Source organism: Nostoc sp. FACHB-110 (assembly GCF_014697425.1).
GTDB lineage: Bacteria > Cyanobacteriota > Cyanobacteriia > Cyanobacteriales > Nostocaceae > Nostoc_B.
Window position 1 is genome coordinate 531,361 of record NZ_JACJRU010000001.1, and the last position, 11,836, is coordinate 543,196.

Consider the following 11,836-nt stretch of genomic DNA (forward strand, 5'->3'; position numbering starts at 1 on the left):
CACTTGCTTTAAACCCTAGTTTCATTATTAAAGTAGGCTAAGACCAAAACTCTCATCCTACGGTCAGCTCTACTTTATTGTAGAGCTGACTTGATTTAGAATTTAGAGCAAGCAAATACTGTACTGGATTTGCTTCTCTAATTATTAGATAAAATAGGAGGCTACAAGTAGATTATGAGTCAACAAGACAACAAAGTGTTATTTGTTACTGGTGTGCGTATTGCTATTGACGAGGAACATCGGATATTGATAGCAGGAATGCTTTCAAAAAATCCATTTGTGGAAGATGAACAGGAATCATCATTAACTGCACATTCCATAAATTTTGCATTTACTCGACAGCACGCCGCATTTTTGAGAGATAGGTTAGATGAATTTTTGAAGGGAGAAGTATGACTTATATTAGGAGTTCAACGCAGAATCATTTATTGTCCAAGTCTGAATCAAAATTTGAGACTAAAACTAATTGGAGTAAACCTAATTCGTCTCATTTGCGCTTAGTTTCTTCCAAAACTCCAAAAAGTTCTGCATTGATTCCTCCTGAAATACCACAATTGGTTGAAGAACTAGTTCAAAAAATAAAAGAGGTAAGAATAGTCAAAGCCATAGCTATAAAATTCCCAGATATTCATTGGATTGATTTTGAAATTGAGTTAGAGGGAAACATTGATTTATCTGATGAAACCTGGGATAAAATCCAGGATATTGTTATTGACTGTGAATGGAAATTAAGAGATGATTCTGGCGAGAGGTGGTATTTTCGTCCTCAATTAGTAGATAGGTTTTGTGTGCTTGGAGATGAAGTAATAGCTGATTCCGAGAATAGACAAAACACAGAAATGAGCAGATTCAGAATATTGTCAAGCAATACTCCCAGATACATAGAAATTTAATTATCTCTGCTTATCTACCAACAGATCATGGTATATGCACGCTACCAGGAGCAAGCTCGAAGTAATGAAGAAGCAGCACGCCTTATTGAAAAAGACTATCCTGATTGGGCTGTAACTATGTGCTTTTATGCTGCATTGCACTGGGTAAAGTGTTATGCAGCTCAAGCAGGGTATGATATGGAAAAGTTACAATCTCATGACGAACATCGGGGCTATCTTTATGACCTTGCTTATGAAAAACTCAAAAAAAGAGAATTGCATCAACTTTATGATGATTTGCATGGTGCTAGTGAGAAAGCTAGATACTTTAAAAGTAGTAGCCATAGAAGGAGTGTTCAACCCATTAGAGATGACAATGCAATAAATTATTTTAGAACTCACAAGCGAGAAGTTAATGCGGCTTTTGATAAATTACAACAGATAAAAGATATATTACAAATAAGTTAAGTTAAAATATTTATTACGGTCAATTCCCGCAAGGGAACGGAAACAAACACTCGTCATGTGCTGAATAGGACTCAATTCCTGTTACCAGATTGATTCTATGCAACGGCGAAAATATTAATCCGTGAGATGCTGGATGATTAAATTTATTAGTCTCCCATCTCTCTTCCCCGCAAGGGGACTAAAACTACAAAAAATCTAAGACAAACTTTCGAGATAGCTAGAGGATGAACGAAAGATATGAAAACAAAGTCTTATAGAACCCATTTGACATCTAAGAAGGTGCTGCAAGTCTCTTAAGCATCAGCCGAATGATGGTTTATATCATGTCCGGCAAATCAGTTATGATTCAACACATCTGTGCAAAAACGACAAAACCCTCTCCCCTGCTCCCTGCGTCCTTAATGATAAGTCTTTAGCAGGACATGATATCATCAGCTATCAAAGTAAAAAATGGGAAGTTGCACCTATCCAAGGATCAGGGTAATGCACTCTTGATTACTGATAGACTCAGGAAAAATTTGATTTAGCTATGGTGATGAATAGCCTAGCAAATTACCTGTTATATCTGCGATCTCTGTTAGGACGGAAATCTCTGTTATTTCCACGATGTATATCGTATCTGCTATTTCTCACTGAAAATTGAGCGCGACAACCATTTCTTACCCAAACACGGTTACGACTGCTACCCCAATTACCTCGACAACTAGCATCAGATAATTGTCTAACGAATCTGATTGTACCTGCTGTGGGAACTCTACAAGTATTCCTGCGATTATTTTGGCTTTCACAAGTAATTACTTGTTGTGCTGCGGCTGGGGGAGCAGTACTTAAAAGAGTACCAATGCTAATACTTGCAACCATAAAAGTTGCAGCTATGAATGGCAGACGAACGACCATAATGAATTTATGCTCCGTGAATAAAGTGCAATAGAAATTAGTTAATAATTACTAATTTTCTACCATGTTAATCATATAATTATAGCCATATCCTTAAATAGGAAAAAAGTCATGAATTCATTTGTGCTGAAAGTCATATTTTTCAATTTTTTCTAAATGAATTAGTCAGAATATAGGAATGATTCAGCACCTAGGAATCAGACATCGCTTCTCATTTTATTAACTAGTATCATTCCCTAGATAGATGTTTTTGTGATTAACTTTTGAGATGTATCTTGAGCAACCACAACAAATATAATTTTTTTATCTATACACTCACTATTTATTATCAATTCAATAAGCTGTTATTAAAAGACTTGTTTTTGAGAGCCGATTGATTGAGAATATTCAGTGCAACCTCATGAAGAATAGTCAAGATTGACAATTGCAACGAGATTCTCTAATCAAAGTGGTAAAGTAGCGATCGCGCTTGGTAATGCGGACTAATAAAAGACCTATCTGGCAAAGCACGCGAAACTGTTGAATGAGAAACACTAGCTTGTCTAGGATATGTTCAAGTGAAATTTTTTGCTTTATGCACACGTTTGCATTATAATTCTAATTATTAGCAAATTTACATCATCTGTCAATGTATAAAAACCGATTCAATGACTGAATAGACTTCAGGACTTACGCACAAAGTTTAACTGGACAGGCTCGGGTTAGAAGCGTAATAGTTAACATAAAAACCTATTACATACAGCATATTTCATCTATATGAGGTACATTTTTCTAGTCTCTAGCCTCAGCACCTTTCCCTGGAAATGTGTACTACACACAACTGAAAAAAGCTAGATACATTCACTTTTAAAAAGTATGAATGCCAAGTCAATGATTATCATCATTATGGGCGTTTCCGGAGCAGGTAAAACCACCATAGGAAAACTGCTAGCAAATTCTCTAGATTGGGAATTTAGTGATGCTGATGCTTTTCACCCGCTAAATAATGTGGAGAAAATGCAAAGTGGTATTTCTTTAACTGATGCTGACAGACTACCTTGGTTACAAGATTTACAAACAGCCATGAAAAATTGGCTACAAGCAAATAAAAATATGGTGTTGGCGTGTTCTGCTCTTAAAGAAAGCTATCGCCAATTGCTAGTGGTGCATAGAGATCGCATCAAACTAGTTTACCTCAAAGGCTCTTATGAATTAATTTATCAGCGGTTGCAAAATCGCCATAACCACTACATGAGCGAAACACTTCTCGATAGCCAATTTTCTACTTTAGAAGAACCATCAGACACTCTCTATATAGATGTGAGCGAGACACCAGAAGTAATTGTCCGCAACATCAGACAAGCTTTAAGAGTTTAGTAAAAAAAACAGCGATCGCATCATGATCATGATAGGAGCAAACAAATGTTTTTGAGATTAGCACAACAACATCAGCAAGTAGTTCAGGATTTAGTTATGAGCTTACAAGCTTTGTCAAAGGTTCTAGAAAAGCGTGGTTATTTTACTTCTTTTTATACCTGCGGCGACCAAATCAAGAGTGCTTCATTTATGGTGAGTTTAGGAGAAAAGCATTTGATTCGATTTTTAGTCTCTGATTATGGAATTACTTGGATGGAACTTTGGGATGACAGGGAATTAATGAAATTAGAAGGTGCAGAAGCCATCAGACAATTAGAGGAATTATCATCTATAGTGAGATATCCACAACAAGTAAGAATTCAGAATTCAAAAGTCAGGATTCAGAATATTTCTAGAATCTGAATAATATTTCCTGACTAAATATATAAAGTCAGACTAAATTCATGAAAAATTCTGATTTATGACTCCTGTGTCTTTAATTGTTACATATTTTTCATATCATTAAAAACTCTTGATTACTGAAACTAGTCATGTAATATTTAAAATTGAAATTATTCTAATTCAGGTATTTTATGAGCGACAAAAATAAATCTTTGCCTGTAGATTTAGACGATACAGAGAAAGAGAAATTACGTCAACTTGCCATTAAATGGGGTGTTAGTTTATCTGGCGCGATCAAGAAGTTAATTAAAGAAGCTCCCTTGTAAGGAATAGCATAACTAGTTGTGATTAATGAAGGTTGTTCTGCTTAAAAGTTATGAGCAGAACAACCTTAGAGGATGTTTGGAAAGTCTAATTTATTACTTGTCTTGGCGATTAGAAATCGCGCGCCACTGAGGGAGTCGGGGAACTCGCCCAACGCAGTGGCTTGGCTACACAGACAAAACCCCTGACGCTCCTGCGTCGCTAAAGCTACGCTAACGGGTTCGCCAGTCGCCTGCGGAGGGAAACCCTACCAAGAGCGCTGGTCTCACCACCTGCGTGGGTTCAAAACCCTTGATTTTTAATTAGTCCGCGCAGGTGGTCACTGAGCTTGTCGAAGTGCGGACTTTGTTTGTGTAGTAGCGAATTCTATTCGCCCAAAACTTTTAAAACATGCTCTTAGACTAACGCCTTGTAATTTTTACAGTATTTGGCTTACCTCGGTAACATCCAACTGTGTAAGGATACTCCCACGTAGCATGATAATGGTAAAGCTTTTGTTTTTTGCCATCCCAGGTAATTTCATGAGTGTGACCGTGGCAGGCATCTAAATCAGAATTAGTCAGAATTTTACCATTCTCTCCACAATGACCATAAATGCCAAACCCATCAAAAGCATAACCAACTAAGGCAGAGTGTTCTTGACACTGAGCTTCTAGACAGGATGTCAGACTATGGTAGTGATATGCGCCTCCTCTTTCTGGATGTCCTTGACAACGATCTTGAATTTCGTGAGCCACTGCATCTTCCCCACGCTCATCAACAGCATTGAAAAAGTATCCGCCATTAAGGAGAACACCAATCGCTCCCATTGGTAAGCATGATGAGTCTTGGGCGACTGTAGGCATAGTTGGTAGTTGAATTTGGTATGCTTGAGCCGTAATCGCATTGGGATTGCGATCATAAGCGTAAGCATCATCTTTAACTGAGATAGGAAAATTCCCTGTGACACTTTTGGGTAGCCTGTTACTGCTAATGGTGCGAGTATTATTTTTTTGCCTAATTTGGAATTGACTAGGCCAACTAACTGCACCATCAACAATTGGTTTAACCGTTAAGTTATAAGTGCCGTCTGCTTGAATCCAATCTCCACTGGCGTGCGCTCCGCCTGTTCTTCTAAATCGGGTTCTGCATGACCAAACATAACCAGTTTTCGGTTGCGTCGAAATTCGCCCATCGCCGATTGGTAAATGTTTCAGGTCAATACTAGTTGTCTTGGTTATATTGTTTGCCAATTGTGCAGTAGGAGACTTTGAGCAAAACTTGAATGTGATTGCTTGGCTAGCGTGAGACCATACAAAAAATAAGGCCACACAAATGACGAACATTCGGACAAAACGAAGTTTCATACTAGACTCTAAACACAGATAAAATTGGCAAAGCTAATTCTTTTGAGCTAGGAAAGTTGCAGAACTCGATATTTTATTTTCTTATACCTGTTGAGTTTTTCTAGGCATAAGCATCACACACAATTCAGCACTTTTTCAACTACAGTTATTTAGGCGTAGAAGATGGATCACCGGGAGGATGGGGTGGTAGCCCCAGAGCTTCAATTAATTTGCTCTCGGTTACACCTAATTTAGTGGCTGCACCTTTAAGATCAGGACGTGGAGGAGGGCTAGATAAAGGCTGTGTTGGTGGTTGTTCTGGTACTCCTAGAGCCGACTTTAATTGAGTTTCAGTCACTCCTAATTTTTTGGCAGCCAAGGCAAAATCAATGCGTGGAGGTGGTTGTAGTGCGCCAGGGCCATTGGGTGGTGTGAACATATTACAAGCTCCTATTGTTAATGAAAGAGTAATTAGTATGAATAATTGATTAATCCGCATCAAAATCTCATTCCTATTTATGTAGTCATCTGTTTGCAAATTGCTTAATCCTCCAAATGTTTACATAATTAAACCGTCTTGGACGCGAATCACTCGTTTTGTTTGAGCAGCAACTTCAGGTGAGTGGGTGACAATAATAATTGTGATGCGTTGCTGATTAAGTTCAGTTAGCAAATCAATAACTTCTTGAGATGTTTTTGTGTCTAACGCACCCGTTGGTTCATCTGCTAACACCAAGGCAGGTCGATTAACTAGCGCACGCGCGATCGCCACTCGTTGCTGTTGTCCACCAGACAATTGGCTGGGACGATGAAACATATGTTCGCCTAATCCCACCCGCGTCAGGGCTTGAATTGCCTGCTGACGGCGTTTTTGCTTGGGTATATTGGCGTAAATCATCGGTAGCATCACATTCTCCAGAGCCGTAGAACGTGGTAACAGATTAAACTGCTGAAAGACAAAGCCAATGCGTTGATTACGGATATGCGCTAGCTTACCGTTGTCTAGGGTAGTTAAATTTCTGCCTTCTAAGATATAGTTACCGCTTGTAGGGCGGTCTAAGCAACCTAGCAGGTTCATCAATGTGGATTTACCTGAACCAGATGGCCCCATAATGGCAATATACTCTCCTTCCTCAATGGCTAAATCAATACCTCTAAGTACAGGTAAAGTTATTTCACCCAGACGATAAAGTTTAGTAATCTCCTGCATCCAAATCATGGTGGCCATCTCAGTCACTCCGTAATGAAACAATAGGGTCTAACTGAGCCGCATTACGAGCCGGAATTACCCCAGCCAGTAACCCAACGATAAAAGATAATCCAAACCCACACACAACTGACCAAACAGAAACAACAAAGGGAAAACTAAACATCGTTGCTGAGATCAAAGCAATTAAAATTCCCAATCCCACGCCAATACCGCCACCTGCAGAGGAAATCACCACAGATTCGGCTAAAAATTGCTGCAAAATGGCGGAATTTGTTGCGCCAACGGCTTTGCGAATGCCAATTTCTCTAGTGCGCTCCACCACCGAAACCAACATGATATTAGCAATACCAATGCCACCTACTAATAAAGAAATACTAGCGATCGCCACCACCATCACAGTAAACAAACCCACTACAGTAGAGAAAGTACTCACAATATCTGTGCGATTTCTAATCGTGAAATCATCAGATTGCGATGGACTGAGATTGTGGCGCAAGCGTAGTAAATTGACGACCTGAAACTCAGCCGTTTTGGATTGGTTTTGATCCGCTACCTTGACATAAATTCCATTGACAGCAAACCCATTTAAAGAATTATTACCGACAACCCGATTGGACATATTAGTCAAGGGAATAAACACCTGATCGTCTCGATCCATTGAGCCTTCCGAACCCTTCTTTTCAAATACCCCAATCACTTCATAAATGTTTCTTTGAATGCGAATTTTTTCGCCTATGGCGTTACCATTACTGCCAAAGAGTTGATCTCGGACTGTCGGGCCTAAAATCGCCAAAGATTTGGCAACATCCATTTCTTGGGCTGTAAAAAACCTACCTTGAGTCAGGTTAGTATTCCGCGCTTGCTGATAGTTTAAATCTATCCCCACAATATTAGTTGAGTGATTTAAATTACCATAAACAACCTGTCCTGGCCGTTGCAAATAAGCAGAAACGACTTGCACCGCGGGGGCCTGCTGTTGAATAGCTTTAGCATCTTGCCAGGTGAGAGTGGAGCTAGAACCCACCCCCTGACTGATACCACCAGTCCTCGCTGAACCAGGAAAAATTTGTAAAACATCAGTACCTAAAGCCTGAATTTGCTGTTCGGTAGCTTTTTGTACACCTTGCCCAACGGAAGTAATCGCAATCACAGAAGTAATGCCAATAATTACACCCAACATTGTCAAAGCAGTACGCAGTTTATTGTTCCATAATGCCTCAACAGCCATTCCCAGAATTTCCATCATAGGCACAGAAGTACTATGCCTATTCACGGATATACTTTGAGGTAATACTAAAGAAATCCTCATATCATAATCAGTTTAAAAAATGATTCATAGGTCAAACCATATTGCCAGTAATTAGCGTGATGGGGAATTAACGAGGAGGGCCACCACCACCGGGGGGCGGACCTCCCCCTGGTGGGCCATCCTTAGAACCTCCCAGGAGATTGGATAAGGAAAAACCTGGTTTATCTTTTGCTGAAGGTGGAGGAGTCAGTAATATCTGCTCAGTTCCGTCTAGCCCTGTCTTGACTTCGGTGCGATTATTCACCGTTGCTCCAGTGGTAATTGGGGTGAATTTGGGCAGTTCACCTTTACGGGCCACAAAAACACCAGCAACATTCTGCTGGCGAGTAATTGCCACCGTAGGAACAGTCAACACATTCTGCAATTGACCCACCTGAAACTCCAAAGATACATTCATTCCCGAACGTAAAAATTTCTGAGCATCTGCATCCAAAGTTGCTTTGACTTCAAAACTAGTCACATTTTGCTCTACTGTTGCCTGCGCTGCAATTTGTGATACTTTGCCCAAGAATTTTTTTGAGGGGTAAGCATCTGCTTTCACAATCACTTGTTGACCGATGCGAATTTGAGCAATGTCGCTTTCTGAGACATTGGCTACAACTTGGTTGGTGTCAGCCAATGCCAAAATTGATGATGAGGTTGCAGAAGACACGGAACTACCAGCTGTGGTTGGGGTAACAAAAGCACCAGGATCTGCATACTTGCGAATAATTGTCCCATCGAAAGGTGCACGAATCAGTGTATCGTTAATCTGCGTTTGCACATTTTGTAAAGCCCCACGCGCCGCCAAGACTTCAGCACGGGCTTGGTCAATATCTTCTTGACGGCTTCCCGCTTGCAAGAGCTTGAGTTGTTGCTGTTGCTGCTTGACGGCGGCCCGGGCTTGTGCAATATCTTCTTGACGACTGCCAACTTTTTGCAGAGATAAAGCTTGTTGGGCTTCTACTACTTGAGCTTGGGCAGTGTCACGGTCTGCAAGTTTTTGGTTTAAGCTTTGCAGAGAAATAGCCCCAGAATTATATAGTTGCTGCGTGCGACGATACTCATCCTCGGCTTTACGCAGACTCGCTTGGGACGAATTTAAGCGAGCTTGGGCTTGAGCAATATCCTGGGAACGATTACCAGCGATGAGTTTGCTCAGGTTTGCTTGTAATTCCTCTAGTTTCGCCTCAGCTTGAGCAATATCCTCAGGTCGATTGCCGGCAATAAGTTTACGGAGATTTGCCTGAGCTTGTGCTAGTTGTCCTCGTTGTTGGATTAATTGCCCTTGCCAATTAGAGTCATCCATCCGAGCTAAAACTTGTCCTTTGCTCACATAATCACCCTCTTTGACTAGCAGACTCTCTAGGAGTCCAGCTGTTTTCGGACTGAGGTTGATTACGTGTTCCGGCTCAACCGTACCATTAGCAGAGATAGTAACGGCAAAATTGCCTTTTTGTAAGGGTACTATTGGAGGGCGGTGATTTGCTAGGGGTTGTTGTTTCAAAAGTAGGTTATAAGCTAAATAACCACCTCCTACCAACACACAAAAGACAAGTAATCTAAGTAACCATTTTTTGAGAATGGGTTGCTTGAGTGCTGGCAGAGAAGTTGTGGAGTCTAGCTCAGGTAGATTTGGGTAGTTGATGGGATCGAGAGGATTTAAGGCCATGTTCAGTTCTGGTGCTGAGTACTGAGTTGGGAGTAGGTGTGCTGGGTGATGATTTTCTCTGTTTACCTATCCATACTCCCCTGTTAGATTTCACTAAATTTATTGGTAATTTCATGGCTAACTGCCTCATCTGCTTTACCAAGTTCTTGTCGCTTGGATTTGAGGTGTCCATTTTTTTGAACATAGGCAGGTTCAATTTTGCCATAATCCAGCTTGATGATTTGGTCAGCTAGATTGAAGTAACGGTCATCATGGGTAATGACAACAACTGCTTTACCACGTTCTTTGAGTTTGGCTAGGCTTTGTCTATAAAATAGTTCTCGAAATTGTGGCTCTTGGTCAGATGCCCACTCGTCAAATACATAAATGGGGCGATCTTCTAAATAAGCTGTGAGCAAGGCTAAACGTTTTCTTTGTCCTTGGGATAAATTAATTGTCGATAACACACCATTTTTGACTTGCACCTTGTGGTCTAATTGCAATTGTCGAAGATAACTTTCAACTTCTCGATCCAAATCACTATGATTGAAACCTAAGCAACTTTCAAACAGGTAGAAGTCAGAAAAGATGGCGGAGAATTGCTGACGATACCATTCTTGGTTTTGTTCGTTGATGAGTATTCCATCGAGATAAATAGAGCCAGTTTTCGGTGGATATAGCCCTGTAATCAATTTGGCTAGGGTTGACTTTCCACTGCCGTTGCCACCGATGATAAAGGTAATTTGTCCTGGTTGCAACGTTAAACTAATTGGCCCGAGGCAAAACCCCTGCTCTTCCATAGGTGGTGGCGGGAGCCTGTCTCCTGGTTGGTGTTTGTGGTTTGGTTTTTGCTGATGTTTTGGTGGTAATGAGTGATGAGGGGGTTGTGGGTGCAATCCTGGATCATGATTTTCAGGATGATACAAATATGTTACTTGGTCAAGTTCTAGTTTCAGTTCTAGTTGAGTTGGTGAGCTGATGGTATAGTCGTGAATTTGCTGATCAAGTTCTGATTCTTCTGTCAGCGACAATTTCATCATTTCTATTTTTTGCAGAGCGATGTTGCCTTGCAACAAGTCTGGTAATCGACGCAACAGGTTTTGCAATGGTAAAGACAAGTAAGTCATGGTCAAAACATAAGTTGCCAGCAATGGCAGGGGAATTGAAACTAACGTAGGTAAGATAAACAAAACCAATGCTAAACTTGACAGTTGCAATAGTTGTCCTAATCCATTGGCGATCGCAAAACTATGCATTGCTGTTGTATTCTTTTGTCGTAGTTTAGTGGCACTACCTTGCAAATGCTGAGAGTAAAAGTCATATCGCCGGGATTTGTGCAGTTTTAGTTCTTTAATGCCTCTGGTCAATCCTTGAAAATGTTTGTATAAATTATCTTCTTCTTGTCTTGCCCAGGAGAATAAACTTTGGGCTTTACCAATTCTCATCTGTACGCACCACATTCCTAGCAACGATGTCGCTAAGGTTAAGGCAAAGATGATGTTGGAAACCAAGGCTAAGTAAAAAAAGCAGCCGATGACAGTCGCTAAATCAATACAAATGTTCGGAATTGCCGATACCGCATGAGAAAGTACTCGCACATCATCAGTTAATGTGGCCAGTAGACGGCTTTCTCCCAGTCTTTCTAAATGCTGCAAAGGTGAGGACAAAATATTTTGGCTCAACTTTAATCGCAATTGATAAATTGCATTTTGCGATAAATGGATGAGCATCCATTGTGTAATGACGCTGGTGATCAACGCCACTAAAGCGAATCCGGCAAAATATAACAATGCATTAGGAAACGATGCTTGGCTGACAACGCGATTGATCAGTGAAATGATCATGGCATTGATCACACCACTAATTAATCCCGTAATGGTTGCAATTAAAATAGTTTTCCATGATACTTCAAAAAGAAAGCGAATAAATCTCATACCTATATTTTCCTAAAAGAGGATATTGGTTTGAGCAAAATAACAAATGGTATTGATTATTTATATTAATAATTGCCACTTATATTTTGCTATTAATTTGAGTAAACTTGAGTGGCTCTACCTGATGTTT

General features: G+C 40.3%; 13 protein-coding genes. 6 read left to right on the forward strand and 7 right to left on the reverse strand.

The genetic code is table 11. The features are described 5' to 3' along the window. Positions 1-174: 174 nt before the first annotated feature. Genes H6G69_RS01995 through H6G69_RS02005 form a run of 3 tightly spaced genes read left to right on the forward strand, consistent with a single transcriptional unit; the run spans position 175 to position 1,340 of the window. Positions 175-396, forward strand: coding sequence for a hypothetical protein (locus H6G69_RS01995; protein ID WP_199335658.1), 222 nt, complete (start codon positions 175-177; stop codon positions 394-396). Continuing rightward, positions 393-893 carry a hypothetical protein gene (locus H6G69_RS02000; protein WP_206757632.1) on the forward strand — a complete coding sequence of 167 codons (501 nt, stop codon included), beginning with the start codon at positions 393-395 and terminating at the stop codon, positions 891-893. Before H6G69_RS01995 ends, H6G69_RS02000 begins: the two co-directional genes overlap by 4 nt. 27 nt (positions 894-920) lie before the next feature. Beyond that, positions 921-1,340: a HEPN domain-containing protein gene (locus H6G69_RS02005; RefSeq protein WP_190681001.1), complete on the forward strand. Its 420-nt coding sequence runs from the start codon at positions 921-923 to the stop codon at positions 1,338-1,340. A gap of 552 nt (positions 1,341-1,892) precedes the next feature. On the opposite strand, the gene H6G69_RS02010 is transcribed toward H6G69_RS02005, so the two are convergent. Continuing rightward, positions 1,893-2,237: a DUF3011 domain-containing protein gene (locus tag H6G69_RS02010; protein ID WP_190681003.1), complete on the reverse strand. Its 345-nt coding sequence runs from the start codon at positions 2,235-2,237 to the stop codon at positions 1,893-1,895. An 870-nt stretch (positions 2,238-3,107) separates the two neighbouring features. On the opposite strand from H6G69_RS02010, the gene H6G69_RS02015 reads away from it, so the two are divergent. From H6G69_RS02015 to H6G69_RS02025, 3 genes are all read left to right on the forward strand, one after another. After that, positions 3,108-3,593, forward strand: a complete 486-nt coding sequence (locus tag H6G69_RS02015) for a gluconokinase (RefSeq protein ID WP_190681210.1) — start codon at positions 3,108-3,110, stop codon at positions 3,591-3,593. 45 nt (positions 3,594-3,638) lie between these two features. After that, positions 3,639-3,995, forward strand: coding sequence for a DUF1815 family protein (locus tag H6G69_RS02020; RefSeq protein ID WP_190681005.1), 357 nt, complete (start codon positions 3,639-3,641; stop codon positions 3,993-3,995). A gap of 170 nt (positions 3,996-4,165) precedes the next feature. Then, positions 4,166-4,300 (forward strand): ribbon-helix-helix protein, CopG family, encoded by a 135-nt coding sequence (locus H6G69_RS02025; protein ID WP_190681007.1) that lies wholly within the window; start codon positions 4,166-4,168, stop codon positions 4,298-4,300. A gap of 399 nt (positions 4,301-4,699) precedes the next feature. Here the strand turns inward: H6G69_RS02025 and H6G69_RS02030 are convergent, their stop codons facing one another. The 6 genes from H6G69_RS02030 to H6G69_RS02055 form a co-directional block, all read right to left on the reverse strand. Continuing rightward, the gene (locus H6G69_RS02030) at positions 4,700-5,530 is read right to left on the reverse strand and encodes a YHYH protein (protein WP_190681008.1); all 831 of its coding nucleotides are present in this window, start codon (positions 5,528-5,530) and stop codon (positions 4,700-4,702) included. 259 nt (positions 5,531-5,789) lie between these two features. Continuing rightward, positions 5,790-6,062 (reverse strand): hypothetical protein, encoded by a 273-nt coding sequence (locus tag H6G69_RS02035; protein WP_190681010.1) that lies wholly within the window; start codon positions 6,060-6,062, stop codon positions 5,790-5,792. A 120-nt stretch (positions 6,063-6,182) separates the two neighbouring features. After that, complete coding sequence (locus tag H6G69_RS02040) at positions 6,183-6,851, reverse strand: ABC transporter ATP-binding protein (RefSeq protein ID WP_277883334.1); 669 nt, start codon at positions 6,849-6,851, stop codon at positions 6,183-6,185. A gap of 1 nt (position 6,852) precedes the next feature. Beyond that, positions 6,853-8,079 carry an ABC transporter permease gene (locus H6G69_RS02045; protein WP_242071945.1) on the reverse strand — a complete coding sequence of 409 codons (1,227 nt, stop codon included), beginning with the start codon at positions 8,077-8,079 and terminating at the stop codon, positions 6,853-6,855. Positions 8,080-8,209: 130 nt separating this feature from the next. Further along, positions 8,210-9,793 carry an efflux RND transporter periplasmic adaptor subunit gene (locus H6G69_RS02050; RefSeq protein ID WP_190681012.1) on the reverse strand — a complete coding sequence of 528 codons (1,584 nt, stop codon included), beginning with the start codon at positions 9,791-9,793 and terminating at the stop codon, positions 8,210-8,212. A gap of 83 nt (positions 9,794-9,876) precedes the next feature. Further along, a complete protein-coding gene (locus H6G69_RS02055; protein WP_190681013.1) occupies positions 9,877-11,706 on the reverse strand; it encodes an ATP-binding cassette domain-containing protein in 1,830 nt (609 codons plus the stop codon). Between the last annotated feature and the right edge of the window lie 130 nt (positions 11,707-11,836).

Bases quoted from the DNA above. Each gene is read 5' to 3' on its own strand.
- H6G69_RS01995 (WP_199335658.1), top strand. From the start codon at position 175: ATGAGTCAACAAGACAACAAAGTGTTATTTGTTACTGGTGTGCGTATT.
- H6G69_RS02000 (WP_206757632.1), top strand. From the start codon at position 393: ATGACTTATATTAGGAGTTCAACGCAGAATCATTTATTGTCCAAGTCT.
- H6G69_RS02005 (WP_190681001.1), top strand. From the start codon at position 921: ATGGTATATGCACGCTACCAGGAGCAAGCTCGAAGTAATGAAGAAGCA.
- H6G69_RS02010 (WP_190681003.1), bottom strand. From the start codon at position 2,237: ATGGTCGTTCGTCTGCCATTCATAGCTGCAACTTTTATGGTTGCAAGT.
- H6G69_RS02015 (WP_190681210.1), top strand. From the start codon at position 3,108: ATGATTATCATCATTATGGGCGTTTCCGGAGCAGGTAAAACCACCATA.
- H6G69_RS02020 (WP_190681005.1), top strand. From the start codon at position 3,639: ATGTTTTTGAGATTAGCACAACAACATCAGCAAGTAGTTCAGGATTTA.
- H6G69_RS02025 (WP_190681007.1), top strand. From the start codon at position 4,166: ATGAGCGACAAAAATAAATCTTTGCCTGTAGATTTAGACGATACAGAG.
- H6G69_RS02035 (WP_190681010.1), bottom strand. From the start codon at position 6,062: ATGTTCACACCACCCAATGGCCCTGGCGCACTACAACCACCTCCACGC.
- H6G69_RS02040 (WP_277883334.1), bottom strand. From the start codon at position 6,851: ATGGCCACCATGATTTGGATGCAGGAGATTACTAAACTTTATCGTCTG.
- H6G69_RS02045 (WP_242071945.1), bottom strand. From the start codon at position 8,079: ATGATGGAAATTCTGGGAATGGCTGTTGAGGCATTATGGAACAATAAA.
- H6G69_RS02050 (WP_190681012.1), bottom strand. From the start codon at position 9,793: ATGGCCTTAAATCCTCTCGATCCCATCAACTACCCAAATCTACCTGAG.
- H6G69_RS02055 (WP_190681013.1), bottom strand. From the start codon at position 11,706: ATGAGATTTATTCGCTTTCTTTTTGAAGTATCATGGAAAACTATTTTA.